At 69.6% G+C, this 22,705-nt stretch carries 30 protein-coding genes and 1 tRNA gene; 12 read left to right on the top strand and 19 right to left on the bottom strand.

Going from position 1 to position 22,705, the window contains the following annotated elements; translation table 11 throughout:
- Nucleotides 1-6 precede the first annotated feature (6 nt).
- The 3 genes from BM360_RS14505 to BM360_RS14495 all read right to left on the bottom strand — a co-directional run bounded on the left by BM360_RS14505 (nucleotide 7) and on the right by BM360_RS14495 (nucleotide 1,503).
- On the bottom strand, nucleotides 7-462 hold the full coding sequence (locus BM360_RS14505; protein ID WP_093315743.1) for a RidA family protein: 456 nt from the start codon (nucleotides 460-462) through the stop codon (nucleotides 7-9).
- A gap of 142 nt (nucleotides 463-604) precedes the next feature.
- A complete protein-coding gene (locus tag BM360_RS14500) occupies nucleotides 605-1,225 on the bottom strand; it encodes a hypothetical protein (RefSeq protein ID WP_093315742.1) in 621 nt (206 codons plus the stop codon).
- Nucleotides 1,222-1,503, bottom strand: coding sequence for a DUF3572 domain-containing protein (locus BM360_RS14495; RefSeq protein ID WP_093315741.1), 282 nt, complete (start codon nucleotides 1,501-1,503; stop codon nucleotides 1,222-1,224). Before BM360_RS14495 ends, BM360_RS14500 begins: the two co-directional genes overlap by 4 nt.
- A gap of 39 nt (nucleotides 1,504-1,542) precedes the next feature.
- On the opposite strand from BM360_RS14495, the gene BM360_RS14490 reads away from it, so the two are divergent.
- Complete coding sequence (locus BM360_RS14490; protein ID WP_093315740.1) at nucleotides 1,543-1,905, top strand: response regulator; 363 nt, start codon at nucleotides 1,543-1,545, stop codon at nucleotides 1,903-1,905.
- Between the two features lie 283 nt (nucleotides 1,906-2,188).
- On the opposite strand, the gene rpmG is transcribed toward BM360_RS14490, so the two are convergent.
- Entirely contained in the window at nucleotides 2,189-2,356 is a 168-nt protein-coding gene (rpmG, locus tag BM360_RS14485) for a 50S ribosomal protein L33 (RefSeq protein ID WP_093315739.1), read from the bottom strand.
- A 182-nt stretch (nucleotides 2,357-2,538) separates the two neighbouring features.
- Between rpmG and lgt the strand changes: the two genes are divergently transcribed.
- From lgt to BM360_RS14465, 4 genes are read left to right on the top strand one after another with little or no spacing between them, the layout of a single operon-like run.
- Nucleotides 2,539-3,414, top strand: coding sequence for a prolipoprotein diacylglyceryl transferase (gene lgt, locus BM360_RS14480; RefSeq protein ID WP_093315738.1), 876 nt, complete (start codon nucleotides 2,539-2,541; stop codon nucleotides 3,412-3,414).
- The gene (locus tag BM360_RS14475) at nucleotides 3,398-4,384 is read left to right on the top strand and encodes a class I SAM-dependent methyltransferase (protein ID WP_242653489.1); all 987 of its coding nucleotides are present in this window, start codon (nucleotides 3,398-3,400) and stop codon (nucleotides 4,382-4,384) included. Before lgt ends, BM360_RS14475 begins: the two co-directional genes overlap by 17 nt.
- A 43-nt stretch (nucleotides 4,385-4,427) precedes the next feature.
- Nucleotides 4,428-5,186 carry a peptidoglycan editing factor PgeF gene (pgeF, locus tag BM360_RS14470; RefSeq protein WP_093315737.1) on the top strand — a complete coding sequence of 253 codons (759 nt, stop codon included), beginning with the start codon at nucleotides 4,428-4,430 and terminating at the stop codon, nucleotides 5,184-5,186.
- A 54-nt stretch (nucleotides 5,187-5,240) separates the two neighbouring features.
- Nucleotides 5,241-5,501, top strand: coding sequence for a hypothetical protein (locus BM360_RS14465; RefSeq protein ID WP_093315736.1), 261 nt, complete (start codon nucleotides 5,241-5,243; stop codon nucleotides 5,499-5,501).
- A gap of 6 nt (nucleotides 5,502-5,507) precedes the next feature.
- Here BM360_RS14465 and BM360_RS14460 read toward each other — a convergent pair whose 3' ends face one another.
- A complete protein-coding gene (locus BM360_RS14460; RefSeq protein WP_093315735.1) occupies nucleotides 5,508-7,598 on the bottom strand; it encodes a RelA/SpoT family protein in 2,091 nt (696 codons plus the stop codon).
- Nucleotides 7,599-7,738: 140 nt separating this feature from the next.
- Nucleotides 7,739-8,080, bottom strand: coding sequence for a DNA-directed RNA polymerase subunit omega (gene rpoZ, locus BM360_RS14455; protein ID WP_093315734.1), 342 nt, complete (start codon nucleotides 8,078-8,080; stop codon nucleotides 7,739-7,741).
- A gap of 118 nt (nucleotides 8,081-8,198) precedes the next feature.
- Here rpoZ and BM360_RS14450 point away from each other — a divergent pair, with 118 nt between their 5' ends.
- Nucleotides 8,199-9,374 (top strand): phospholipase D-like domain-containing protein, encoded by a 1,176-nt coding sequence (locus tag BM360_RS14450; protein ID WP_093315733.1) that lies wholly within the window; start codon nucleotides 8,199-8,201, stop codon nucleotides 9,372-9,374.
- Between the two features lie 37 nt (nucleotides 9,375-9,411).
- Here BM360_RS14450 and BM360_RS14445 read toward each other — a convergent pair whose 3' ends face one another.
- From BM360_RS14445 to BM360_RS14425, 5 genes are all read right to left on the bottom strand, one after another.
- Nucleotides 9,412-10,020, bottom strand: coding sequence for a class I SAM-dependent methyltransferase (locus BM360_RS14445; protein ID WP_093315732.1), 609 nt, complete (start codon nucleotides 10,018-10,020; stop codon nucleotides 9,412-9,414).
- Nucleotides 10,021-10,102: 82 nt separating this feature from the next.
- Nucleotides 10,103-10,690, bottom strand: coding sequence for an ABC-type transport auxiliary lipoprotein family protein (locus BM360_RS14440; protein WP_093315731.1), 588 nt, complete (start codon nucleotides 10,688-10,690; stop codon nucleotides 10,103-10,105).
- On the bottom strand, nucleotides 10,690-11,640 hold the full coding sequence (locus BM360_RS14435; protein ID WP_093315730.1) for an MlaD family protein: 951 nt from the start codon (nucleotides 11,638-11,640) through the stop codon (nucleotides 10,690-10,692). The genes BM360_RS14440 and BM360_RS14435 overlap by 1 nt, the downstream gene beginning before the upstream one ends.
- Complete coding sequence (locus tag BM360_RS14430) at nucleotides 11,640-12,542, bottom strand: ABC transporter ATP-binding protein (RefSeq protein WP_093315729.1); 903 nt, start codon at nucleotides 12,540-12,542, stop codon at nucleotides 11,640-11,642. The genes BM360_RS14435 and BM360_RS14430 overlap by 1 nt, the downstream gene beginning before the upstream one ends.
- Nucleotides 12,539-13,633, bottom strand: coding sequence for an ABC transporter permease (locus BM360_RS14425; protein WP_093315728.1), 1,095 nt, complete (start codon nucleotides 13,631-13,633; stop codon nucleotides 12,539-12,541). Before BM360_RS14425 ends, BM360_RS14430 begins: the two co-directional genes overlap by 4 nt.
- A 134-nt stretch (nucleotides 13,634-13,767) precedes the next feature.
- Between BM360_RS14425 and BM360_RS14420 the strand changes: the two genes are divergently transcribed.
- Together BM360_RS14420 and BM360_RS14415 are read left to right on the top strand one after the other, a co-directional pair.
- The gene (locus BM360_RS14420) at nucleotides 13,768-14,442 is read left to right on the top strand and encodes an HAD family hydrolase (protein ID WP_093315727.1); all 675 of its coding nucleotides are present in this window, start codon (nucleotides 13,768-13,770) and stop codon (nucleotides 14,440-14,442) included.
- 51 nt (nucleotides 14,443-14,493) lie between these two features.
- On the top strand, nucleotides 14,494-14,874 hold the full coding sequence (locus tag BM360_RS14415; protein ID WP_131819275.1) for a hypothetical protein: 381 nt from the start codon (nucleotides 14,494-14,496) through the stop codon (nucleotides 14,872-14,874).
- 4 nt (nucleotides 14,875-14,878) lie between these two features.
- Here the strand turns inward: BM360_RS14415 and BM360_RS14410 are convergent, their stop codons facing one another.
- From BM360_RS14410 to BM360_RS14400, 3 genes are all read right to left on the bottom strand, one after another.
- Nucleotides 14,879-15,802, bottom strand: coding sequence for a retropepsin-like aspartic protease (locus BM360_RS14410; protein WP_093315725.1), 924 nt, complete (start codon nucleotides 15,800-15,802; stop codon nucleotides 14,879-14,881).
- Nucleotides 15,803-15,883: 81 nt separating this feature from the next.
- Nucleotides 15,884-16,396, bottom strand: a complete 513-nt coding sequence (locus tag BM360_RS14405; RefSeq protein ID WP_093315724.1) for a methylated-DNA--[protein]-cysteine S-methyltransferase — start codon at nucleotides 16,394-16,396, stop codon at nucleotides 15,884-15,886.
- Nucleotides 16,397-16,438: 42 nt separating this feature from the next.
- Nucleotides 16,439-17,002, bottom strand: a complete 564-nt coding sequence (locus BM360_RS14400; RefSeq protein WP_093315723.1) for a hemerythrin domain-containing protein — start codon at nucleotides 17,000-17,002, stop codon at nucleotides 16,439-16,441.
- Nucleotides 17,003-17,076: 74 nt separating this feature from the next.
- On the opposite strand from BM360_RS14400, the gene BM360_RS19795 reads away from it, so the two are divergent.
- Both BM360_RS19795 and BM360_RS14385 read left to right on the top strand, forming a co-directional pair.
- The gene (locus BM360_RS19795; RefSeq protein WP_207544602.1) at nucleotides 17,077-17,943 is read left to right on the top strand and encodes a winged helix DNA-binding protein; all 867 of its coding nucleotides are present in this window, start codon (nucleotides 17,077-17,079) and stop codon (nucleotides 17,941-17,943) included.
- 52 nt (nucleotides 17,944-17,995) lie between these two features.
- Nucleotides 17,996-18,068, top strand: a tRNA-Val gene (locus BM360_RS14385).
- 18 nt (nucleotides 18,069-18,086) lie between these two features.
- Here BM360_RS14385 and BM360_RS14380 read toward each other — a convergent pair.
- The 4 genes from BM360_RS14380 to BM360_RS14365 all read right to left on the bottom strand — a co-directional run bounded on the left by BM360_RS14380 (nucleotide 18,087) and on the right by BM360_RS14365 (nucleotide 20,868).
- On the bottom strand, nucleotides 18,087-18,827 hold the full coding sequence (locus tag BM360_RS14380) for an NUDIX hydrolase (protein ID WP_093315722.1): 741 nt from the start codon (nucleotides 18,825-18,827) through the stop codon (nucleotides 18,087-18,089).
- Between the two features lie 93 nt (nucleotides 18,828-18,920).
- Nucleotides 18,921-19,397 (bottom strand): RcnB family protein, encoded by a 477-nt coding sequence (locus tag BM360_RS14375; protein ID WP_093316066.1) that lies wholly within the window; start codon nucleotides 19,395-19,397, stop codon nucleotides 18,921-18,923.
- 161 nt (nucleotides 19,398-19,558) lie between these two features.
- A complete protein-coding gene (locus BM360_RS14370) occupies nucleotides 19,559-20,101 on the bottom strand; it encodes a (2Fe-2S)-binding protein (protein WP_093315721.1) in 543 nt (180 codons plus the stop codon).
- Nucleotides 20,101-20,868: a class II aldolase/adducin family protein gene (locus BM360_RS14365; RefSeq protein ID WP_093315720.1), complete on the bottom strand. Its 768-nt coding sequence runs from the start codon at nucleotides 20,866-20,868 to the stop codon at nucleotides 20,101-20,103. The genes BM360_RS14370 and BM360_RS14365 overlap by 1 nt, the downstream gene beginning before the upstream one ends.
- 202 nt (nucleotides 20,869-21,070) lie before the next feature.
- On the opposite strand from BM360_RS14365, the gene rpsU reads away from it, so the two are divergent.
- A complete protein-coding gene (gene rpsU / locus BM360_RS14360) occupies nucleotides 21,071-21,277 on the top strand; it encodes a 30S ribosomal protein S21 (RefSeq protein ID WP_093315719.1) in 207 nt (68 codons plus the stop codon).
- A gap of 68 nt (nucleotides 21,278-21,345) precedes the next feature.
- A complete protein-coding gene (locus tag BM360_RS14355; protein WP_093315718.1) occupies nucleotides 21,346-21,960 on the top strand; it encodes an FKBP-type peptidyl-prolyl cis-trans isomerase in 615 nt (204 codons plus the stop codon).
- 316 nt (nucleotides 21,961-22,276) lie between these two features.
- On the opposite strand, the gene BM360_RS14350 is transcribed toward BM360_RS14355, so the two are convergent.
- Nucleotides 22,277-22,684: a hypothetical protein gene (locus tag BM360_RS14350; protein WP_093315717.1), complete on the bottom strand. Its 408-nt coding sequence runs from the start codon at nucleotides 22,682-22,684 to the stop codon at nucleotides 22,277-22,279.
- Between the last annotated feature and the right edge of the window lie 21 nt (nucleotides 22,685-22,705).

Genomic DNA, 22,705 nt, shown 5'->3' with positions numbered 1-22,705 from the left:
GCGGCGTCAGCGGATCGCGACGACCGCATCGACCTCGACCACCGCGCCGAGCGGCAGCACCGGCACGCCGACGGCGCTGCGGGCATGGCGGCCGGCATCGCCGAACACCGCGACCATCAGCTCGGACGCGCCATTCGCCACCTTCGGCTGCGCGGTGAAGCCCGCATCCGAATTGACGAACACGCCGAGCTTCACGATCCGCTCGACCCGATCCAGCGAGCCGAGCGCGGCCTTGATCTGGGCGAGCAGCATCAGGCCGCACTTCTCGGCGGCGCGCGCGGCATAGGCCTCGTCACGATCCTGGCCGGCGCGGCCGGTCATCAGCTGGCCGTCCTCGAACGGGAGCTGGCCGGAGACGTGGAGCAGGCCGTTCGCCTCGACCGCGGGGACATAGGCAGCGACGGGCGCGGCGGCCTGGGGAAGCGTGTGGCCGAGCTCGGCCAGGCGGGCGTCGATGGACATGGATGCCTTTTCGGAAGGAGCGATGACGCGGTCAAGCGCCGCTTAAGTTGACAAAGGTGACACTCAGAGGCCGTTTTCCGACACGATGTCGGACGCGCGGGCAGAAATCAACGAAAGACAATAACCATATCGGTTAGGTTTGTCAAGCCGCTGGCTGGCCCTGAAGCCGCTCCAGCAGCCATGGCAGCGCCTCCGCCCAATCATCGATGCGGGCATGCGCCGCAGGGGCGGGCGGCAGCACGCCGGCGAGCGGCGCATCGGCGATCATGTGCAGGCGCCAGACGTCCGGCGCATGCTCCGCCACCGAGGCATGGTGCGAGGCGATGTCGTCGACAAAGGCGGCGACGGGCGGCTGCCGCTCGGCCAGCAGACGCTCGACCGCGGGGCCCTTGCCGCCCTGATTGCAGACGACGGCGTGACGCAGGCCGAGCGCATCGAGCTGTGCGACGCGGTGCGGCTGGCGCTCGTCGCCCAGATTGGTCAGCACGACGATGTCGGCGACCTCGCCGATCTTCTCCAGCGCCTCGCGCGCATGCGGCACCAGCGTCTGGCGCGGCATCTCGGTGTCGAAGAAAGCCCCGAGCAGCCGCCACATTTCGGGCCCGGGCACGACGCTGCCATCCGCCCGGCGCATCGCCTCCGCCCAGCTTTCCTGCGCGGGGGTGAAGGTGATGGCGTGCGCTTCCTGAAGCCACTCGGCGAAGTGCGACACCATGTGCAGCAGCACCTCGTCGCAGTCGGTAATCAGCAGGGGACGGGTCATGCTATCGGATCCAATGCGCGGTGGGCGGCGACGAGCGCGTCAGGCGAGCGGCGCAGCGCCTCCGCGCAGGCGACCAGATCGGGCTCGTGGCTTTCGAGGAAGGCGAGCACCGCCGCCTGCACCGCGGGATCGCCGATGCGGGTGCGCAGATCGCCCGGCGTCAGCCCGGTGACGGAGAGCAGGCGCGTGGCGCGATCATCGTCCTCCAGCGTCCAGCCGAGGGCGGCGAGCGCGATCACCGTCGCGCCATCTGCGTCGATTGTTGGATGCGGGGGCATGGCCTATGTCTCGCGGCAAGATCGGGGGGTGGGCGCGCCGTGCAGAAGAAAGTGATGGTTGTCGAGGATAACGCGCTCAACCTGAAGCTGTTCTGCGATCTGCTTCGCGCGCACGATTACGAGACGGAGGCGGTGAGCGACGGGCGCGAGGCGCTGGCGACGGCGCGCGCCTTCATGCCCGACCTCGTCATCATGGACATCCAGATGCCGCACGTCAGCGGGCTGGAGCTGATCCAGGCGATGAAGCGCGAGCCGGCGCTGGCGGCGATCCCGATCATGGCGGTGACGGCCTATGCCGCGCGCGGCGACGAGGAGCGGATTCGCGCGGCGGGGGCGGAGGCGTTCGTCTCCAAGCCGATCTCGGTCATGCGATTCGTCGAGGCGGTGGAGGGATTGGTTTAGGGGGAGGATGCCGCGGTCGGCCTAACGCTCAGCCCGTCATCCTGGACTTGTTTCAGGATCCACTCGGCGGCCTGGCATTCCGGCCGCAGGATGTGACTGCCGGTGGATGCTGAAACGAGTTCAGCATGACGGAACGGGGAGTGGCGGCGGCGAGCGCCAGCGGCGGCTGGAGGTGCCGCGCGGTGGATGCCGGAACAGGTCCGGCATGATGAAACTAGAGGGTGGCGGCGCTTTACGCGCGAAACGCCATGTCACCCCGGCCCTGAAGCCGGGGCGGCCAGGATCACTTGATCTTGGCTTCCTTGAAGTCGACATGCTTGCGCACGACGGGATCATACTTGCGGAAGGAGAGCTTCTCGGTCTTCGTCCGCGGATTCTTCTTCGTGACGTAGAAGAAGCCGGTGTCGGCCGTGCTGACGAGCTTGATCTTGACGGTGGTCGGCTTCGCCATGGCCTGGCCCTTGTATCCTGGAAAACGAGAAAAAGGGCGCCGTCGCCAGCGCCCCGTATCGTGCGGGCAAATGACGCAAGGCTGGGGATAAGTCAAGCCGCGCCGCTTGGAGGAGCGCCGCCGCTTGTGAGAGGCCGCCCCGCGCCGGTAAGGAGCCGGAAACCGCAACAAGGGCCTGTCCGATGTTCCTCGCCGCCATCGCCGACGCATCGGCCGCCCTGCACTGGGAATCGCTCGGGCTGACGCCCGGCATCGATCTCGGCACCTGGGGCGGCTTCCATCCCGTCATCCGCTGGTATTCGCTCAGCTACATCGCCGGCATTCTCGTCGGCTGGTGGTATCTGCTGAAGCTGCTCGATCAGCCGGGCGCACCGATGGCGCGGCGCCATGCCGACGATCTCGTCTTCTACGCGACGCTGGGCATTCTGCTCGGCGGGCGGCTGGCCTATGTGCTGTTCTACAAGCCCACATTGCTGCGCGAGCCGCTGGAGATATTGAAGCTGTGGGAGGGCGGCATGTCGTTCCACGGCGGGCTGGCGGGGGTGATCCTCGCGCTGGTCTGGCTGGCGCGGCGGCATGGCCTCTCCTTCCTGCGGATCTGCGATTACGTTGCCTGCGTCACGCCGTTCGGGCTGTTCTTCGGCCGCATCGCCAATTTCGTGAACGGCGAGCTGTGGGGCCGGCCGACGAGCCTGCCGTGGGGGATCGTCTTCCCGCGCACCGGCGACGGCATCCCCCGCCATCCGAGCCAGCTCTACGAGGCGCTGCTGGAGGGCGTGCTGCTGTTCGTCGTGCTGAACCTGCTCTTCTGGCGGACGCAGGCGCGCTACCAGCCGGGCAAGCTCTGGGGTGTCGGCCTCGTCGGCTACGGCCTGTGCCGCTTCCTGGTCGAGATGGTGCGTCAGCCGGACGAGGGGCTGGAGCATCTGTGGTGGGGGCTGAGCATGGGGCAGACGCTGTCGCTGCCGATGATCGCAGGCGGCCTGTGGCTGATCTGGACCGCGCCTGCGCGCCGCGTGCGGGTCGAGCCGATTGCCGGGAATGCCAGCGTCGCCTGATCTCGCCGACAGTCTGCGCGCGCGGGTCGACGCGGCGGGGGCGATCCCGCTCGCCGCGTGGATGGCGGCGTGCAACGCGCATTATTATGCGACGCGCGATCCGCTGGGGCGCGGCGGCGACTTCATCACCGCGCCCGAGATCAGCCAGATGTTCGGCGAGCTGATCGGCCTGTGGGCGGCGAACCTTGCGGGCCGGGCCGGCGTGGCGGACTTCGCCTGGGTGGAGCTGGGGCCGGGGCGCGGCACGCTGACGGCGGACGCGCTGCGGGCGATGGCACGGGCCGGGCTCAAGCCGCCGGTCCACTTCGTCGAGACCAGCCCGGTGCTGCGGCGCGCCCAGGCGGAGCGGGTGCCCGATGCGGTGTGGCACGATTCGGTCGGGAGCCTGCCTGCGGACCGGCCGCTGATCGTCGTCGGCAACGAGTTCGTCGATGCGCTGCCGATCGTCCAGATGGTGAACGGGCGCGAGCGGATGGTGCGGCTGGAGGGCGGGCGATTCGCCGCCGATCCGCTCGATGGTGAGGTGATCGAGACGTGCCCGGCGGGTGTCGCCATCGTCGCGGCGCTGGCGGAGCGGATTGCCCGGCGGGGCGGGGCGCTGCTGCTGATCGACTATGGCCATGCCGGGCCGGTGACGGGGGACACGCTGCAGGCGGTGCGCGGCCACCGTTTCGCCGATCCCTTTGCCGATCCGGGCGAGGCGGACCTGACCGCGCATGTCGATTTCACGCCCCTGCTGGCGGCGGCGCGGGCGGCGGGCTGCGCCGCGTCCGGGCCGGTCGGCCAGGGGGCGTTCCTCGAGTCGCTTGGGCTCGGCCCGCGCGCGGCGATGCTGGCGCGCGCGCAGCCGGCGCGGACGGAGGAGATCGTGCTCGCCCGCGCGCGGCTGGCGGAGGCCGACCAGATGGGCACGCTGTTCAAGGTGATCGCAGCGGTGGCGCCGGGCTGGCCGATGCCGGCGGGGTTCTGAACCCGGCCTTCGCACCAGAGCGGCGATCCGCTAGACACGCGGCATGATCCCCCACGCCCGCTCGCGCCTGCTGCCCGCCCCGCACGGCTTTCTCGGCCGCGAAGGCGGCGTATCGGGCGGCATCTATGCCGGGCTGAACGTCGGGCTTGGCTCTGCCGACGATCTCGGCGCGGTGCGCGAGAATCGGGTGCGCGCCGTGGCCGGCGTGGCGCCGGGCGCGGCGCTGGTGACGCTGCACCAGGTCCACTCGGCCGACGTGGTGACGGTGACCGGGCCGATCCCCGACGACGTTCGCCCACCCGCCGACGCGCTCGTCACCGATCGGCCGGGGCTGTTGCTGGGCGTGCTGACGGCGGATTGTGCGCCGGTGCTGTTCGCGGACGAAGCGGCCGGCGTGGTCGGTGCGGCGCATGCCGGCTGGGGTGGCGCGCTGAAGGGCGTGACCGACGCGACGCTCACCGCGATGGAGGCGCTGGGGGCGGATCGCGGGCGGATCGCCGCAGCGGTCGGCCCGTGCATCGCGCGCGCGTCGTACGAGGTGGGCGAGGAGTTCGTGCGGCGATTCGCGGAAGACGATGCGGAGAATGAACGCTTCTTCGCCGATGGCGTGCGGCCGGGGCGGTGGCAGTTCGATCTGGAGGCCTATGTCGTCCACCGGCTGGCATCGGCGGGTGTGGGGCGCGTCGATGCGCTGGGGCTCGACACCTATGCCGACGAGCGGCGCTATTTCTCCTTCCGCCGCGCCACGCACCGCGGTGAGCCGGATTATGGGCGGCAGATCAGCCTGATCGGCCTGCCCTAGGGATCGAAAGCGGCGGCCGCGTCATTCAGGGCAGACCCGTTCGGGAGATGATCCATGACGCTGCGCCTCGCCCTTGCCGCCTTAGCCTCGCTGGCCGCTAGCTCCGCGCTTGCGCAAGCGACCGACCCGGCGGTGGTCGGCCAGATCCTCACGCAGCGCGGCACGATGGAGGGCTATGCCGAGCGCGCCCGCGCGCGCCAGCAGGGGCGACAGGCGGCGCCGGCGGTGTCCGCCGCGTGCATGCGCGCATGGAAGCTGCGCGACCGCATGAACCGGGCGCAGAAGCGCCGGCTCTACGAGCTTTGCCCGCGCTAAGCCGGTCTAGATCCGCTCGGCCTGGCTGATCGCATCGGCGGCGCGGAGTGCGGCCAGGATGCGCTCGAGATGCGCGCGATCGCGGACCTCCACGGCGACATGGTTGGTGTGGAAGGCGCGGTCGCGGTGGAACAGCGCCATGTTGACGATGTTCGCGCCCTGCTGCCCGAGGATCGTCGCCATCACGCCGAGCGAGCCGGGCTCGTTCTTCACGATTACCGACAGGCGGGCGATGCCGCCGTCCGAACCGTCGCCCCACGCCAGATCGACCCAGTCGGCATCGACGCCGTCGGCGAGTTCCGGACAGTCGATGGCGTGGACCTCGACCATCTCGTCGGGCCGGCGGAGACCGACGATGCGGTCGCCCGGCACCGGATGGCAGCAGGGCGCCAGCCGATAGGCGACGCCGGGGGTCAGCCCCCTGATCGAGATGGCGGCGCGCTGCGGCGGCGCCTTCAGGCGGGCGACGTCGGAGCCGGTGGCGCCGGGCATCAGCGCCTCCATCACCTGCTCGTCCGTCACGTGGCGGCGGGCGATCGCCTCCATCAGCGCATCCGCGTCCGACAGCTTCAGCCGCTTGACCGCCTGGTGCAACGCCTCGGGTGCGATCGGCGCGGGCAGGCGCTGGACGATCTCGTCATAGAAATTGCGGCCGAGCGCGACCGTCTCGTCATGTTCCTTGTGGCGGACGAAGCGGCGGATGGCGGCGCGCGCCTTGCCCGTCGTGGCGAAGGTGAGCCACGACGGCTCCGGATGCTGCGCCTTGGAGCGGAGGATGACGATCTGGTCGCCATTCTCGATCCGGGTGCGCAAGGGGACGACGCGGCCATTGACCTTGGCGCCCACCGCCTGATCGCCGAGATCGGTGTGGACGGCATAAGCGAAATCGATCGCGGTCGCGCCCTTGGGCAGCTGGATCAGCTCACCCGTGGGCGTGAAGGCGAAGACGCGATCCTGGTAGAGCCCCATGCGGGTATGTTCGAGCAGCTCCTCCGGGCTTTCCGCCTGCTCGAGGATCTCGACCAGATCGCGGATCCACGGCACCTGCGTGTCGGGATCGCCCTTCTGCTTGTACGCCCAGTGCGCGGCGAGGCCATATTCGGCCTGCGCGTGCATCTCATGGCTCCGGATCTGCACCTCGATCCGCGCCTTCTCGTTGTGGAAGACGGTGGTGTGGAGCGAGCGATAGCCGTTGCGCTTGGGCGTGGAGATATAATCCTTGAACCGGCCCGGCACGCTCGGCCAGCGGCCGTGGATCAGGCCGAGCGCGCGGTAGCAATCCTCGGCCGAATCGACGACGACGCGGAAGGCCATCACGTCGGACAGTTGCTCGAAGCTGATGTGCCGCTCGGCCATCTTGCGCCAGATCGAATAAGGATGCTTTTCGCGCCCCGAAACCTCCGCCTGGAGGCCGGCGCGGCCGAGCAACAGGCGGATGCCTGAGCTGATGCGGCTGATCTGATCGCCGCCGCCTTCCTTCAGCTGCGCCAGCCGCCGGGTGATGCCCTCATAAGCCTCGGGCTCGAGCTGCTTGAAGGCGAGTGTCTGCATCTCCTTCATGAACTCGTACATGCCGATCCGCTCGGCCAGCGGCGCGTAGATCTCCATCGTCTCGCGGGCGATGCGGCGGCGCTTCTCCTCCGACTTGATGAAGTGGAGCGTGCGCATGTTGTGCAGCCGGTCGGCCAGCTTGACGAGCAGCACGCGAATGTCGTCGGACATGGCGAGGAGGAACTTGCGGAGGTTCTCCGCCGCGCGCTCATTCTCCGTCTGCGCCTCGATCTTCGACAGCTTGGTGACGCCGTCGACCATCCGCGCGACGTTGCCGCCGAACTTCGCCTCGATCTCCTCGCGTGTTGCGACCGTATCCTCGATCGTGTCGTGCAGGATGGCGGTGGCGATCGTCTCCGCATCGAGGCGGAGATCAGTGAGGATGCCCGCCACCTCGATCGGATGGCTGAAATAGGGGTCGCCGGAGGCGCGCTTCTGATTGCCGTGCGCGGCGACGGAGAAGACGTAGGCGCGATTGAGCAGCGCCTCATCCGCGTCGGGATCGTAGCTTAAAACCCGATCGACCAGCTCATATTGTCTCAGCACCCGCGCTACATGGGGCGCGGGGGCGCGGAAAGGCAAGCGGGAAGGGTTTGCGGCGCAACAAGATTGTTCAGCGCGCCGGTGTCACGCCGTCACGCAGGTGGCCGAAACGAAGAAGGGGCGATCCGCTCGCCCCTTCCTGCTTATTCGTAATCGCCGCCGGTATTCTGGTTGCGCGGCGGTGCGGCGGCGGTGAGGCGCAGCGCCTCGGCCGAGGCGGCGAGGCTGCCAATCTCGTCCGGCGCATCGTCATCGTCGACCTGGACGCGCTGCATGTTGGAGACGACCGCCTCTTCCAGCTCACGCGGGAGCACGGTCTCTTCCGCGATCTCGCGCAGCGCCACGACGGGGTTCTTGTCCCGGTCGCGATCGAGCGTCAGCTCGGCGCCGCCGGAAATCTGGCGGGCACGCTGCGCTGCCAGCAGAACCAGATCGAACCGGTTCGGGATCTTGTCGACGCAATCCTCGACGGTGACGCGCGCCATCTCATCGCTCCGCTCAGGGGCCGCAGCTCGGTGGCTGTGGGAAAGGCGTGCCGCTAGCCGAAAACGGGCCTGCACGTCAAGGTCGGAAACCAGCGGGCGGGCGGGCGTTGCAGCCCGGATGGCGGATGCGGAGCGCGAAGAGGCGGGGGCGGACGGCGTGACCCATGAGGTCGCGGGCAACCGGCTGCGCCTGCTGGTGGAGGGCGAAACGCGGCTCGAGGCGCTGATCGCGCTGATCGAGGGCGCGCGCAAATCGCTGCGGCTGCTCTACTACATCTACACCGACGACGACACCGGGCGGCAGGTGCGCGATGCCCTGCTGGCGGCGGTGCAGCGCGGCGTGCGCGTATCGCTGATCATCGACGGCTTCGGTAGCGATGCGGACGATGCCCTGTTCGCGCCGCTGGAGCAGGCGGGGGCGCATGTCTGCCGCTTCAGCCCGCGTTTCGGCCGGCGCTATCTGCTGCGCAACCACCAGAAGCTGGCACTGGCCGACGAGACATCGGTGATCGTCGGCGGCTTCAACGTCGAGGCGGATTATTTCGGTGCGGCGGACGATGGCGCATGGCGCGATCTCGGCCTGCTGGTGGAGGGGCCGGCGGCGGCGCGGCTGGCGCCCTATTACGACGCGCTGGAGGCGTGGGCGCGGATGCCCAAGGGCCGCTGGCGCGATCTGCGCCACATCCTCAAGGGGGCGAGCGAGGCGGAGGGGCCGGTCCGCTGGCTGATGGGCGGGCCGACGCGGCGGCTGAGCCCGTGGGCGCTATGCCTCAAGCGCGACATGCAGGTGGCGCGGCGCATCGACCTGATCGCTGCCTATTTCGCGCCGAACCCCGCCATCCTGCGACGGATCGAGCGGGTGACCAAGGCGGGCGGCACCGCGCGCGTGCTGACCGCGGGCAAATCGGACAATGACGCGACGATCGCCGCCGCGCGCCACACCTATGCCCGGCTGATCCGGCGCGGCGTCCGCGTGTTCGAATATGCCGCGACCAAGCTGCACACCAAATTGTTCGTGGTGGACGATGTGACGCACATCGGCTCGGCCAATCTCGACGTGCGCAGCCTCTACATCAACCTGGAGCTGATTCTGCGGGTGGAGGATGCCGGCTTCGCGCAAGCGATGCGCCGCTATTTCGAGGGCGAACTGGCCGCATCCGAGGAGATTACGCGCGAGCGGCATGCGCAGGCCGGCTGGCTCAGCCGGCTGCGCTGGGGGCTGGCCTATTTCATCGTCGCGGTGCTGGACGTGAACGTGACGCGGCGGCTGAACTTCGGGCTGGACGGCCGCTGAGGGCCGGACCCGGAGTGTGCCGAGGCGAGCGGAAAGCTCAGTCCTTCCAGGCCCAGTAGAGCTGGGCGGGGGGCACGTTCACCGGCTCGAACGCATGGTCGATGCGGCGGAAGTGCGGGGTGAGGAAATCCTTCACCTTGGGATTGAACTGATAGACGAGGAAGGCGCCGCCCGGGCGCAGCGCGGCGTGCGTCTCGGCGGCGATGCGCGGGCCGATGCCGGCGGGCAGGGTCGAGAAGGGCAGGCCGGAGAGGATGTAATCGGCGCTGGCATGGCCATGCGCAGCGATGATCGCGCGCACGTCCGCCGCGGAGCCGAGCACGGGGACGAAGCGGCTGTCGGTTATGCGGCGGCCGAGATAGCCGATGAATTCCTCGTTCGTGTCAATCGCGATCAGCTGCGCATCGGGAGCCATCCGCTCGAGGATGTGCGGGCAGAAGGTGCCGACGCCCGGGCCATATTCGACGAACAGTTTGGTGTTCGCCCAATCGACGGGCTTGAGCATCCGCGCGATCAGCTTGTCCGACGAGGGGATGATCGAGCCGACCATCACCGGGTGCTTCAGAAACTGCCGAAAGAACATCCGGAGCGGCCCCGGCTCGCGCCCGCGACGGTCGATGGCCCGCTCGGGCAGGGAAGACGGCATGATGACTCCGGCGCGACGATAGAATGTCAGAGCGATTGCAAAAGGCCGCGCGGAAGGCAAGTTCCGCGGTGTTCGGTCCGTCTCAGCGCCCGATCCAGTCGGCGACCTCGGTCGCGACCTGGTTGGCCGCCTGGTTGAGCGCGGCGGGCGCGTTGGCCGCATCGATCGCGGTGACGGGCACGCGCGCCTCGAACCGGCGGGTGCGCACCTGATCCTGGCCGGTGCGGGCAAGCACCGCATCGAAGGTGACGACGGCGCTGCTGCTGGCGGCATCGAGGCCGAACGCCTGCAGCCGCCCGTCCAGGCGGGTAGCGGGGGCGAGCGCGGGCTGGCGGTAATCGGGCACGACGCGGCCGGTGCGCGCCTCCACCACCTCGGCGAGCAGGTGGCGGAACAGCCGCGCCGGCGGCTCCACCCACTGCGCGTCCTTGAGATAGGCGACGGCGGTGGGCGAGGCCTGCACGGGCACGCGCAGGCCGACCAGCGACTGCGGCGCGGTCGGCAGGTTGACCGCGATCGCCTGTGCATCGGTGCCGGTCATCGCCGTGCCGGGGGCAAGCCGCTCGGCAGGGGTCAGCGACATGAGCGTGGGCGGCACCTTGGCCCCGAAGCTGACACAGGCGGCAAGCGCCAGCGCCGGCATTGCCGCGGCGAGCGGTTTCAGGCGCATCACTTCCTCCCCGGTTCGTAATCGGGCAAGCGGCCGCCGCCGATCACCCCGCCAACGCCGCCACGGTCGAGCTTCTGCGCGACGGCGGTGAGCGCTTCGGACATTTCGTTGAGATTGCGGATCAGCGCGTTCGCATTGGGCACTGTCTGCTGCGAGAAGGTGCGCAGGCCCGGCCGTGCATCGCCGATCGCCGCATCCAGCGTCTCCATGCTGCGCTGTGCCGAGGCGATCGCCTTGTTCAGATTGGCGGCCGCCGGCTGGACGTCGCGCGCGACGATGCCGTTGGTGGTGGCGGCGAGCTGGCCGATCTGGTCTGCCGCGACGCCCGCCGAGCGGATGGCGATGCGCGTTTCCGCCAGCGTCGCGCGGATCTCCGGACCCTGGCCGGCAAGGCTCTGCGACAGCTTGTCCATGTTGGCCAAGATGTTGCGGATCGAGTTCTGGTTGCGATCGTCCAGCATCTGGCCGAGCCGCTCGGTCAGCGTGCTCAGCTTGTCGAGCAGCTGCGGCGCGGAGTTGAGCAGTTCGCCGAGCGCGCCGGGCTTGGTCGGGATGACGGGCACGCCATAGGGCCCCTCGTCGGTGATCGGCGGCTGGCCCTTGATCGCACCGTCCAGATTGATCTGGCTGACGCCGGTGAAGCCGACGCCGGCGATGGTGGCGGTGGTGCCCTGGAGGACGGGCACGTCCTCCTTCACCGAGATGCGCACCTGCACGAATTCGGGGCTCTGCGGCATGATGTTGATGTCCTCGATCTTGCCCACCGGCACGCCGGCGAAGGTGACCGAGGAGCCCTTGGCGAGGCCATCGACAGAGGTCTTGAAGAAGATGTCGAACTTCTGATCCGAACCGCCGGAAAAGCCCGCGATCCAGATGAGGAAGACGACCGTCAGCAAGGTAAGGCCGAGCACGACGCTGCCGACCAGCACGTTGTTGGACCGGTTTTCCATCAGCGCGCCACCCCTTCTGCGCCTTGCGCCTGGACCTGCCCGGCTTCCGCCTGGCGCTGCTGTTCCCGCAGGCGAGGCCCCTCTTCACGTTCGGCGCGGCCGAGATCCTGATCGCCGCCGGCGGCGGCCCGGCCGCGTGGACCGTTGAAATATTCCTGTATCCAGGGATGATCCAACGCGAGCAATTCCTCGATCGTTCCGATGGCGATCACCTTGCGATCCGCCAGCACCGCCACGCGGTCGCAGATGGCATACAGCGTGTCGAGATCGTGCGTGATGAGGAAGACGGTCAACCCCATCGTCGCCTTGAGCTCGAGGATCAGCTCGTCGAACGCGGCGGCGCCGATCGGATCGAGGCCGGCGGTAGGCTCGTCCAGGAACAGCAGCTCGGGATCGAGCGCGAGCGCACGGGCCAAGCCGGCGCGCTTCTTCATGCCGCCCGACAGCTCGGACGGATATTTCGGACCGGCCTCGGGCGGCAGGCCCGACATGGCGACCTTGTAGGTGGCGATCTCGTCCAGCAGGCGCTGGTCCAGCCGGCGATAATATTCGCGCAAAGGGACTTGCACGTTCTCGGCGACGGTCAGCGTGCTGAACAGCGCGCCGCCCTGGAACAGTACGCCCCAACGGCGGCGGACATTCTTCGCCTCTGTCTCGTCCCGGCCGATCATCGGCTCACCGAACACCGCGATCTCGCCCTCGGCGGGTGTCTGCAGGCCGATGATCGAGCGCATCAGCACCGATTTCCCCGTGCCCGAGCCGCCGACCACGCCGAGGATCTCGCCGCGGCGCACCTCCAGATCGAGGTTTTCGTGCACCGCCTGTTCGCCGAAGCGATTGGCGAGGCCGCGCACGCGGACGACGATGTCGTCGTCGCAGCGATCGTCCGTGTCGCGCTTCATATCCAGCCGATCTGCGCAAAAAAGACCGCGAAGAACGCATCCACGACGATCACGAGGAAGATGGACTGCACGACCGCGGCGGTGGTGCGCAGGCCCACCTCCTCGGCATTGCCCTCCACCAGCATGCCCTGGAAGCAGCCCGCCATGGCGATGATCGCGCCGAACACCGGCGCCTTGACCAGCCCCTGATAGACATCGGTGATCGGCACCACTTCGCGGATGCGGGTGACGAAGGTGATCGGCGGAATGTCGAGCGACAGCCAGCTGAACAATCCGCCGCCGATCAGCGCGATGATCGCGGCGTAGAAGCCGAGCAGCGGCATGACGACGATGGCGGCGAGCACGCGCGGCACCACCAGCGCCTCCATCGGCGAGACGCCGATGGTGCGCATCGCATCCACTTCCTCCGCCAGCTTCATCGAGCCGATCTGCGCGGCAAAGGCGGAGCCGGAGCGGCCGGCGACCATGATCGCCGTCATCAGCACGCCGAGTTCGCGGAAGGTGAGCCGGCCGACGAGGTTGATCGTGAACACCTCCGCGCCGAACTGGCGAAGCTGGATCGCGCCCTGCTGCGCGATGACGATGCCGATCAGGAAGCTCATCAGCCCGATGATGCCGAGCGCCTCCACGCCGACCACCTCGAACTGGCGGATGATGGCATGGCCGCGCAGCCGCTTGGGATGGCGCAGCAGCGACCAGAACGCCACCAGCACGCCGCCGAAGAACCCGACCAGGCCGATGCCGGTGCCGAAGGCGCGGATCGCCGCGCCGCCGACCTGATCGGCGACGCGAAGGGCAGGGGCGGGCCGTTCGGGGCGGACCTGCGGCTGCCGGTCGCCCGCGGCGACCTGTTGCAGCAGGCGTTCGGTATCCTTGTCGGCGCCCTCCACCGGCACGCTGCGTTCGCGCGCGAAGCGGTGGATCACCCATGCGCCGACAGTGTCGATCCGGTCGATGCCGGACAGGTCGATCCGCGCGGGCGGGGGCGACAGCGCCTCCAGCCGCTCCGGCAGGTCGCCCAGCCGGGCAAGCGTGACCGCGCCGCTCAACCGCAGCACGTCGCCATCCTGAGTGAAGGTCGCCCCGCTCATGCCACCTATCTGTGTGGCAAAGGGCGCGCGGGGGCAAGCATCACCGCATCAGACGCGCAGTGCCGATGCGCGGTTCCGTGCGGCAGCGTGCAATGGCGGTGGCTATTCGCGCCACGCGCTTTAGGGGCACGGCCATGCGCAACCTCGCCATCTACGACATGGACCGCACCGTCACGCGGACGGGGACCTACACGCCCTTCCTGATCCACGCGGCGCTGAGGCTCGCGCCGTGGCGGCTGGTGCTGGCGCCGCTCGTGCCGCTGGTGATGCTGGCCTATGCGGCCAGGGCGATCAGCCGGAAGCGGCTGAAGGAATGGAATCAGGCGCTGCTGATCGGTCGATCGGTGCAGCGCGCGCGGCTGCGGCCGGTGGCGGACAGCTATGCCGAGCGGGTGCTGCGGCTGAACGTGCTGCCCGGCGCGCTGGCGCAGATCGCAGCGGACAGGGCGGAGGGGCGCCGCCTCGTCCTCGCGACCGCATCCTACCGCCTCTATGTCGAGGCGATCGCCGCGCGGCTGGGCTTTGACGACGTGATCGCGACCAACTCGATCGCCGGGCTGGACGACCGCATCATGGCGCGGATCGACGGCGAGAATTGCTACGGGCCGGACAAGCTCCGCATGATCGAGGCATGGCTGCGCGCCGAGGGGATCGAGCGCGCGGCGGTGAAGGTGCGCTTCTATTCGGACCATGCCTCCGACGCGCCGGTGATGGAGTGGGCCGACGAGGCGGTGGCGGCCAACCCGTCGCCGCCGCTCGAGCGCCTGGCCGCACGGCGCGGCTGGCGCGTCGAGCGGTGGGACCGCTGAGGAACGATTCGGCCGCTTCGGTCGCTTTCCCAGGACAGGATGGAGGATGCGATGCGGCGGATGCTTGGTCTCGGTCTCGCGCTGGTGTCGGGCATTGCGGTGGCGCAGATCCCCGGCACGGGTCAGGGCGTCGGCGCCATGGTGGGCGAAGGGCTGAACCAGCAGGCGCTGCCGGGCGCGACGCTGGGCGGCGTCACCGGCCAGGTCCGCGCGATCGATGACGAAGCGCGCGATTCGGCCCGGATGGCGAGCGACCGGGCAGCCGCCGGGACCACTCCGCGCGTCGAGGCGAAGGCGGGCGTGCGGGTGGAGCGCGGCACGCGCTGCTACGACACGTCGGGTGAGTTCGATGCCGCGGCGCGCGACGGCTATTATTATTGCGAACGCAGCGGCGCGGGCGCAGGCGCGGCGGTGAAGGCGCGCGGCAACTGAGCCGTCATTCCCGCCGCAGCTGAAACCGCACACGCCGCCGCCCGAAATCGAGCGCGACGCGGCGGAACGTCTCCAGCACGTCGGTGCCGAGCAGCAGGGCCGGCTGATCGGCCAGGCCGAACAGGCGGAAGGGCGGCAGATCGGCGAAGGCGACGGTGAGGTCGCGCAATTCCAGGCGGCCGATGCGGATCGTCGGCAGAATGGCGAGGTCCGCCTCCACCGACGCACCGGTGACGCTGGTCAGCGTGACCGGACGGAGCGGCCGGCCACGGCGGCGCTGCGCCATATGCCGATGCAGGGCCATGTTGCCGATCGTCACCTCCGACCCGGTGTCGATCACCGCCGAGACGCGCCGCCCGCCCACCGTCACCTCGGTCAGGATCAGCTGGCCGCGGCGCCGGCGCGCGGTGACGACGATCTCGCCGTCCAGCATCGTGGCCGAGCGGCGCGAATCCTCGACCTGGATCAGCTGGCGCTTGAAATCGAGCAGCAGCCGCTGATTGGCCAGCGCATCGATGCCGATCAGGCCCGCCGCGCCGATATGGCTGTCGAGCAGCACCGGCAGCGTCAGCCCCTCGATCACGGTGGTGCCGAGCGACAGGCTGTCGACCCGCACCGTCGAGACGCGCGTCGCACCCGCAACGCTGTGGAGCATGACCGAATCCTCCGGCGGCAATTCCAGCCGGGACGCGATGCCGAGGCCGACGACCGAGCGATCGGCGCCGCTATCGACGATGAAGCGGAACGGCCCCGCGCCGTTGACCCGGACAGGCACGGTGAGGCGCGTGTTGACCGAGCGTGCGGCGACGCCCTCGCCGCCAATCTCCAGCGTGTCATCGATCTGTGCGGGCGGCAGCGTGGCCGTGGGCGTCGGCGGCGCGGGAAGCGGTGCCTGCAAGGCCAGCGCCGCGACGAGGGCAGCGAGCATCGCGGGACGGTGGCGCAGTCGGGGAAATCGCGCGCGGCGAATCGACCGATCCGCCACGCGCTTCGACCGGCGGCTTGGACGTCAGAGCAGCAGCGTGCCGGCGCCGCGTCTCTCGAGCGTGAGCAGATAATGTTTGGCGGCGAGCCCGCCGGCAAAGCCGGTCAGCGCGCCGCTGCCGCCGACGATCCGGTGGCACGGCGCGACGATCGACAATGGATTGCGCCCGTTCGCCGCGCCGACGGCCCGCGCCGCACCGGGGCGGCCAAGCGTGACCGCCAGTTGGCCATAGCTGCGCGTCTCGCCATAGGGGATGGTCAGCAGCGCCGCCCAAACCTGCCGCTGGAACGGCGTGCCGCTGGGAGCGAGCGGGAGATCGAAGCTGCGGCGGGCGCCAGCGAAATAGGCGTCGAGCTGGCGCGTGGTTTCCAGGAGCAGCGGGTGATCGCTATCGTCGGCAAGCGGGCCCAGCGGCACGCGGGCCGGATCGTCATCCTGCCACAGGATCGCGACAAGTCCGGCCTCGCCCGCCACCAGCGTGAGCGTGCCGACCGGCGAGGCCATCTGTTTGCAGACAAGGCGCGGCGCGGGCGTCATGCGCCGATCCTAGCGGCGGCACCTGCGCGCGTCTCCGATCGATCACGCTGCGGTCGGAATCTCCTCGGCGTCGGCCTCGTCCGTGGGGCCGAGCTCGCCCGTCTTCTCGACCTGCGCATAGAGTTCGGCCTGGCGCGCGCGCAGCGTCTCGCCCAGCGCATCGAGATCGATCTTGCCCGCGGCATGCGCTTGCCGCGCATCCTCGAACATGTCGCGATCCTCCTCGTCGATGTGGTGGATCGTCTCCTCGCCGAGCACGTGCAGCTTGGCCTTGTAGAGCGTCTCGGTGCCGTCGAGCTGCTCGATCTCAGCGGCCAGCGTCTTGCCCGAGGCATGTTCGACGATGCCCTCGTTGATCTCGTCATCGCCGAGCACGGGCTTCAGCGCGGGATAGAGGATCTCTTCCTCGATCGTCATGTGGACGGCGAGGCGAAGGCACAATTCCTGCGCGATCGGCACCAGCGCCTCGCCCTCGGCTTCCTCCACCGCGTCGAACAGTTCGCGGAAACGGTGATGCTCTTCCTTGAGCAGGCGGGTGGCGAGGGGATCGTCCGCCTTCAGCACATGATCGCCTTCGCGGTTGCGCGCGGTATATTTGCCCGCCATGTCCTGATCTCCATCCAGATGCCCCCGGAACGGCCGCCGCGGGGCGCGGTTCCGGTGCGAAGGGGAAACCAGATATGCAGGGTGTCACCGTCCAGCCGACTGTCCTGACGATCGGCGGCGCCGCGCTGTGCACGCTGGTGGAGGCGGTGGAGGCGCGGACGGAGGGGCCGGTCGCACCCGAGGCGGCGGCGGACGCGCTGCTGCTGCGCCGGCCGGACGCGGTGCTGGCGGATCTGCGCGGCGTGAGCCCGAGCGAGGCGCTGATCGACGCGCTGGCGGAGGTGGGCGGCGTCGTCATCGTCTCGCGCGCGGATCTGGACGAGGCGGGCGCGCTCGCCTTTCCAGGTGGCCCGCGGCTGCTGTGCGATCCCGAGCCGACCGAGATTGCCGGCGAACTGGCGCTGTCGCTGGCGGCGCTGCGCGGCGGCGTGCGCGAGGAGGAGGATCAGGCGCATGCCGCACGGCTGCGCCGGCTGAGCGAGGAGATGGCCCGTCTCGCCCGCGCGATTTCGGACATCAGCGAGGAAGCGCCGTCGCGCGCGCCTTATGTTGCCGCCCCCGCGCCGCCATTCCGCGGCAGCGCGCCCGCCACGCCCGTCCAGCCCGCCGCGATCCGCGCGATGATCCGGGCGCGGCGCCAGCGCGATCAGGTGTTCGGCGAAGGGCTGTTCGCCGATCCGGCGTGGGACATGCTGCTCGACCTGACCGCCGCAAGGATGGAGGGCGTGCGCGTTTCCGTCTCCAGCCTGTGCATCGCCGCGGCGGTGCCGTCGACCACGGCGCTGCGCTGGATCAAGCTGCTGGCGGATGCGGAACTGATCGTCCGCGATGCCGATCCGAACGACCGGCGGCGCGTGTTCGTCGTTCTCTCGCCCAAGGGGCAGGAGGGGATGACGGCGTGTCTTGCCGCTGCGGCGAAGGGCGGCTGCCTGCCGATGTGAATGCGGGCGCTTGTTTGCGCGGCGCGGGGGTGGCATGCGGCGCGCACGGACGGGGCGATTAGCTCAGTTGGTAGAGCGCTTCCTTTACACGGAAGATGTCGGCGGTTCGAGCCCGTCATCGCCCACCGTCCCGCCGCCTGCGTCTAGCCGCGGCGAACGTCGCTCAACCGCTGGCGCGTGACCGGATAGCCGACATCGTCGGGGATGCAGAGCCATCCACCCTCTGCATCGGTCTCGACGAACGGCTCGATCATCCGCACCGGATGCGCCGCCGCATGTCCGCGGAGGGCGGCGAGATCGGTCAGGCCGGCGAGCCGTTCGAGATTGCGCAATGTCGGGAAGATGAGGTGGCAGCGGCCCGCCTCGGCATCGGCCAGCACGTCCGCCGGCGTGGTCCAGCGCACCGCGGTCGTCTCGCTGCCATCGGCCAGCGCGCGCGTTTCCGCCGGGGCGTCCGCCACATAGAAGCGCGTGTCGAACCGGCGCGTCTCGGCGCCTGCGGGCGGGCACCAGCGCGCGAACGGCACCAGTCGATCGAGCATCAGGCGGTAGCCGCCCGCCTCGAGCAGCGCGGCGAAGCCCGCCCCGTCGGCAAGTGCGGCGCGCATGTGGGCGAGATCGGCGGCGCCGGGCACGGGATCGAGGCCGACCGCGATCCCAGTCTCCTCGATCGTCTCGCGAATGGCGGCGATGCGCGCGGCGGCGTCCCCCGGATCGTCGGCGCCCGCTGCCAGCGCATGATCGCCCGGATCGACGCGGCCGCCGGGGAACACCATCGCGCCCGCGGCGAACGCCATCGTGGCGGCGCGCTCCACCATCAGGATTTCGGCGGGCGGACCATCGCGCCACAGAATCAGGGTGGCGGCGGGAACGGATTCCATCATGGCGCCCGCGTCTGCCAGCCGGGCGGCGGCGTCAAGCGCGCATGAAAGGACGGCCCGGGTGGTTGCGCACCCGGGCCGCCCGATCCCTCCGGCTTAGCGCCAGAAGAAGTTGTTGTAGACCTGCAGGACGCGGCCGGTGCGGACGTTCACCAGGGCGACATCGTCACCATAGCGGATCCAGCGCGCCCCGGCGCGGGCGGCCGGCAGGCGATAGCGCGGCGCATCGATCCAGTAACGCTGGCCGTAATAGCTCGGCTGGAACCGATAGCCGACCGTCACCGGGCGATAGCGCCAGCCGCGCTGCGGGCCGACATAAGCGGGCATGCGATAGGCGGCGCGATTGGTGCGGCGATAATCGCGCCAATCCTCGCGCTGCTCCTGCCGGGCGTCGCGCAGATCCTCGCGCGCGTCGCGCACGTCGCGGCGATCGCCCCAGCGCTGCGCATCGCGCAGGTCGCGCTGCGCCTCGCGCACATCGCGCCGGTTCTGGCGCAGCTCCGGCGTCTGCGCGGAGGCGACGCCCGTGACCATGGTGGCGCCCATCAGCGCCGCGACAATCAGCTTCCGCATGATCATTCTCCTGTCTTCGTCATGGGACGGGGAGAAAGTCCTCTCCGTCCGACCCGTTCCTTCTGCGCCGATTCGGCTGAATGGCCCGGGAATGCGTCCGACAGCTTGGCGACAGGCTTGCGGCGAAAAGCGGCGCGGCATTTCGCCGCTGACACGAAGCGTCAGCGGCGGGGCGGGGTGAGCGCCGGCACCGCGCGGGCGGCGTCGGCGGGATCGATGCCGGGGGGCGGCGCGGCGGCGATCGTCTCCGCACCGCGCAGCACCGCAGCGGCGCGGCGGATGGCGCGGCGGATGCGCGGATAGGTGCCGCAGCGGCAGATGTTGGTGATCGCCGCGTCGATCTCCGCATCGCTAGGATTGCGGTTGCGCTCGAGCAGGGCAGAGGCGGCCATGATCATGCCCGACTGGCAATAGCCGCATTGCGGCACCGATTCGGCCACCCACGCCTGCTGCACCGGATGGCCGCGATCGCGCGACAGTGCCTCGATTGTCGTGACGAAGCTGCCCTCGATCCCGCCGATCGGCAGCTGGCAGGATCGCTGCGCCACGCCATCGACGTGGACGGTGCAGGCGCCGCACTGCCCCACGCCGCAGCCATATTTGGTGCCGGTGAGATTCGACGCGTCGCGCAGCGCCCACAGCAGGGGCGTGGCGGGATCGAGGCGGTAGTGGACCGGCTGGCCGTTGACGGTGAAGCGCGTCATCAGTCGCGCCAGCTCGGATCGATGCGGTCGATGCGGCGGACCATGGCGGCGAAATCGGCGGCACCGGGCCCGCCCGGCGCCTGCGCCATGTGCAGATCGCGCTGGTGGACGGCGATCACCTCGGCCGGCACCTCGATCGGCTGCCCCATGCTGAGCGTCGCCAGCTGCACCTCGCAGGCGCGCTGGAGCAGCCAGTGGCGCAGGAACGTCTCCGCCACCGTGCGGCCCATGACGAGGATGCCGTGGTTGCGCAGCAGCATCTGGCGGCGCTGGCCGAGCGAGGCGACGAGGCGCGGCCCCTCCTCGTCGCGCACCGTCACGCCTTCGAAATCGTGATAGGCGACCTGGCCGGCAAAGCCTGCGGCGTAGAAGTTGATCGGCCGCAGCCCGCCCTCCAGCGAGGCGACGGCCATGCCCGCGGTGGTGTGCGTGTGCGCGATGCAGTGCGCGTCGGACAGGTGGCGGTGGAACATGGAATGCTGGACGAAGCCGGCGCGGTTCACGCCGTGAGGCGATTCGCTGAGCTTGTTGCCGTCGATGTCGATCTTGACGAGGCTGGAGGCGGTGACCTCCGAGAAATGCAGGCCGAACGGGTTGATCAGGAAGGCGCCCTCCTCGCCCGGCACCTTCAGGGTGATGTGATTGTAGATCGATTCGGACCAGCCGAGATGATCGAACACGCGGTAGCAGGCGGCGAGCTCCTGACGGGCGGCCTGCTCCGCCGTGCTCATGCCCGTTTGCGGGCGATCCTGGCTCAGCGTGGCCATCGTGCGTGTCTCCTCTGCCTCGCCCGGCAGCTTACGCCCGAACCGCGCGGAGTTGAACCTTGTGGCCTTGGGGGAATCGCGCTAGGGGGCGCGTCTTCCGCTGCGGGTCTAGCGCCCGCCGCGCACCTTTTTCACGCGTGTGGCGTTCCGGTTCCTTATCGGAGCCATCGTTGGCGCTAGGTTTTGGAGACGGCTGGGTTTTATGCAGATCATCGTTCGCGACAACAATGTCGACCAGGCGCTGCGCGCGCTCAAGAAGAAGCTGCAGCGCGAGGGCGTGTATCGCGAGATGAAGCTGCGCCGCCACTATGAGAAGCCGTCGGAAAAGCGTGCGCGCGAGCGTGCCGCCGCGATCCGCCGCGCCCGCAAGCTGGAGCGCAAGCGCGCCGAGCGCGACGGCCAGCGTTGAGCCCGGTGCCGGGCGCAGGCCCGGCCCGCTGACCGCTTACCCGTAATCGAGCTTCGCGAGGCGCACCCTTGTCCGACGTCACCGCCGTCCCTCTTCGCCCGATCAAGCGGAGCGCGCTGACCGCGCTCTGGATCGGCATCGGCCTGCTCGTCGTGATCGGTGTCGCCGCCGCGTGGGCCGGCACCGAGCGGCAGGTGCGCATGGCGACGCCGCCGGCCGCCTTCCTTGCGAAGAATGCGACGCGCGACGGCGTGCACACCACGCCGTCGGGGCTGCAGTACAAGATCCTGAAGCCCGGCACCGGTCCGCGCCCGACCGCGAACGACGTGGTGGTGGTCGATTATGTCGGCAAGCTGGCCAGCGGCGAGACGTTCGACGCCAGCGCGCTGCATGGCGGCCCGGCGACGCTGCCGGTGGGCGGCGTGATCCCCGGCTGGGTCGAGGGGCTGCAGCTGATGAACGAGGGATCCGAATACCGCTTCTGGATCCCGCCCGAGCTCGGCTACGGACCGGCGGGTGCGGGCGACGGCGTGATCCCGCCCAATGCGCTGCTGACCTTCGACGTGACGCTGCGCGGCATCAAGCCCGGCGGCATCGAGGCGATGATGCGCGGCATGGGTGGTCTGGGCGGCATGGGCGGTGCTGCGCCCGAGGGCGTTCCACCGGGCGGCGAGGGCCGCTGATCGAGCGCGGCTGACGCGGAAGCGTTGGGGCTGACAAAGTGAGAGAGGGGCTGGGCCGTGTGCCTGGCCCTTTTTCGTATCCTCGTCATGCTGAACTCGTATCAGCATCCACCGTGCGGAGCGTCCGACGCTGCCTGGAAGTGGACCAGCGACAGTGAACGACAGTTTACCCGCACTGTGGATGCTGAGCTCGTTTCAGCATGACGAGGTGAATGGACGGCGCTGCGGCTCCAGTCCGCCCTCCGGCACATGAAAAAGGGGCCGCCCTACCGGGCGACCCCCTGTTCGACCCGCCGGAGCGGGCGGCGTGAACCGCTTAGCGGCGTGCGCCGCGATTGATGCAGCGATCCTTCACGGTGCGCGAGCAGACCGGATAATTGGTCGAATCGCCCGCGGCCGGCGCGCTCGCCATGCCAGTCGGCGCGGTCGACGTATCGGTGGTCGACATCGTGCTGGTCGTGCCCGCACCGGTGGTGGTGCTGGCATCCATCCCCGCGGCCGGCGCGGTCGACATCGCACCCGGATCGGTCTGCGTGGTCATCGAGTCGGTGCCGGCGGTGGCGGCGGGCGGCATCGCGTCGGTGGCGCTGGTGGCAGGCGCCATCGAGCCCGCAGGGGCAGCGGTGTCGGCGGCGGGCGGGGTCTGCGACATGCCCATGCTCATCTCCTGCGCCATGGCGGGCAGCGAAATGGCGAGCGCAGCGGCGAAAAGAAGGCTCTTCATGGAAATCCTCCGATCGTTTCA

This window comes from Sphingomonas jatrophae (assembly GCF_900113315.1).
GTDB classification, from domain to species: domain Bacteria; phylum Pseudomonadota; class Alphaproteobacteria; order Sphingomonadales; family Sphingomonadaceae; genus Sphingomonas_P; species Sphingomonas_P jatrophae.
This window is presented reverse-complemented; position numbering and strand designations above follow the sequence as displayed.

Bases quoted from the DNA above. Each gene is read 5' to 3' on its own strand.
- BM360_RS14505 (WP_093315743.1), bottom strand. From the start codon at position 462: ATGTCCATCGACGCCCGCCTGGCCGAGCTCGGCCACACGCTTCCCCAG.
- BM360_RS14500 (WP_093315742.1), bottom strand. From the start codon at position 1,225: ATGACCCGTCCCCTGCTGATTACCGACTGCGACGAGGTGCTGCTGCAC.
- BM360_RS14495 (WP_093315741.1), bottom strand. From the start codon at position 1,503: ATGCCCCCGCATCCAACAATCGACGCAGATGGCGCGACGGTGATCGCG.
- rpmG (WP_093315739.1), bottom strand. From the start codon at position 2,356: ATGGCGAAGCCGACCACCGTCAAGATCAAGCTCGTCAGCACGGCCGAC.
- lgt (WP_093315738.1), top strand. From the start codon at position 2,539: ATGTTCCTCGCCGCCATCGCCGACGCATCGGCCGCCCTGCACTGGGAA.
- BM360_RS14475 (WP_242653489.1), top strand. From the start codon at position 3,398: ATGCCAGCGTCGCCTGATCTCGCCGACAGTCTGCGCGCGCGGGTCGAC.
- pgeF (WP_093315737.1), top strand. From the start codon at position 4,428: ATGATCCCCCACGCCCGCTCGCGCCTGCTGCCCGCCCCGCACGGCTTT.
- BM360_RS14465 (WP_093315736.1), top strand. From the start codon at position 5,241: ATGACGCTGCGCCTCGCCCTTGCCGCCTTAGCCTCGCTGGCCGCTAGC.
- rpoZ (WP_093315734.1), bottom strand. From the start codon at position 8,080: ATGGCGCGCGTCACCGTCGAGGATTGCGTCGACAAGATCCCGAACCGG.
- BM360_RS14450 (WP_093315733.1), top strand. From the start codon at position 8,199: ATGGCGGATGCGGAGCGCGAAGAGGCGGGGGCGGACGGCGTGACCCAT.
- BM360_RS14445 (WP_093315732.1), bottom strand. From the start codon at position 10,020: ATGCCGTCTTCCCTGCCCGAGCGGGCCATCGACCGTCGCGGGCGCGAG.
- BM360_RS14440 (WP_093315731.1), bottom strand. From the start codon at position 10,690: ATGCGCCTGAAACCGCTCGCCGCGGCAATGCCGGCGCTGGCGCTTGCC.
- BM360_RS14435 (WP_093315730.1), bottom strand. From the start codon at position 11,640: ATGGAAAACCGGTCCAACAACGTGCTGGTCGGCAGCGTCGTGCTCGGC.
- BM360_RS14430 (WP_093315729.1), bottom strand. From the start codon at position 12,542: ATGAAGCGCGACACGGACGATCGCTGCGACGACGACATCGTCGTCCGC.
- BM360_RS14425 (WP_093315728.1), bottom strand. From the start codon at position 13,633: ATGAGCGGGGCGACCTTCACTCAGGATGGCGACGTGCTGCGGTTGAGC.
- BM360_RS14420 (WP_093315727.1), top strand. From the start codon at position 13,768: ATGCGCAACCTCGCCATCTACGACATGGACCGCACCGTCACGCGGACG.
- BM360_RS14415 (WP_131819275.1), top strand. From the start codon at position 14,494: ATGCGGCGGATGCTTGGTCTCGGTCTCGCGCTGGTGTCGGGCATTGCG.
- BM360_RS14410 (WP_093315725.1), bottom strand. From the start codon at position 15,802: ATGCTCGCTGCCCTCGTCGCGGCGCTGGCCTTGCAGGCACCGCTTCCC.
- BM360_RS14405 (WP_093315724.1), bottom strand. From the start codon at position 16,396: ATGACGCCCGCGCCGCGCCTTGTCTGCAAACAGATGGCCTCGCCGGTC.
- BM360_RS14400 (WP_093315723.1), bottom strand. From the start codon at position 17,002: ATGGCGGGCAAATATACCGCGCGCAACCGCGAAGGCGATCATGTGCTG.
- BM360_RS19795 (WP_207544602.1), top strand. From the start codon at position 17,077: ATGCAGGGTGTCACCGTCCAGCCGACTGTCCTGACGATCGGCGGCGCC.
- BM360_RS14380 (WP_093315722.1), bottom strand. From the start codon at position 18,827: ATGATGGAATCCGTTCCCGCCGCCACCCTGATTCTGTGGCGCGATGGT.
- BM360_RS14375 (WP_093316066.1), bottom strand. From the start codon at position 19,397: ATGCGGAAGCTGATTGTCGCGGCGCTGATGGGCGCCACCATGGTCACG.
- BM360_RS14370 (WP_093315721.1), bottom strand. From the start codon at position 20,101: ATGACGCGCTTCACCGTCAACGGCCAGCCGGTCCACTACCGCCTCGAT.
- BM360_RS14365 (WP_093315720.1), bottom strand. From the start codon at position 20,868: ATGGCCACGCTGAGCCAGGATCGCCCGCAAACGGGCATGAGCACGGCG.
- rpsU (WP_093315719.1), top strand. From the start codon at position 21,071: ATGCAGATCATCGTTCGCGACAACAATGTCGACCAGGCGCTGCGCGCG.
- BM360_RS14350 (WP_093315717.1), bottom strand. From the start codon at position 22,684: ATGAAGAGCCTTCTTTTCGCCGCTGCGCTCGCCATTTCGCTGCCCGCC.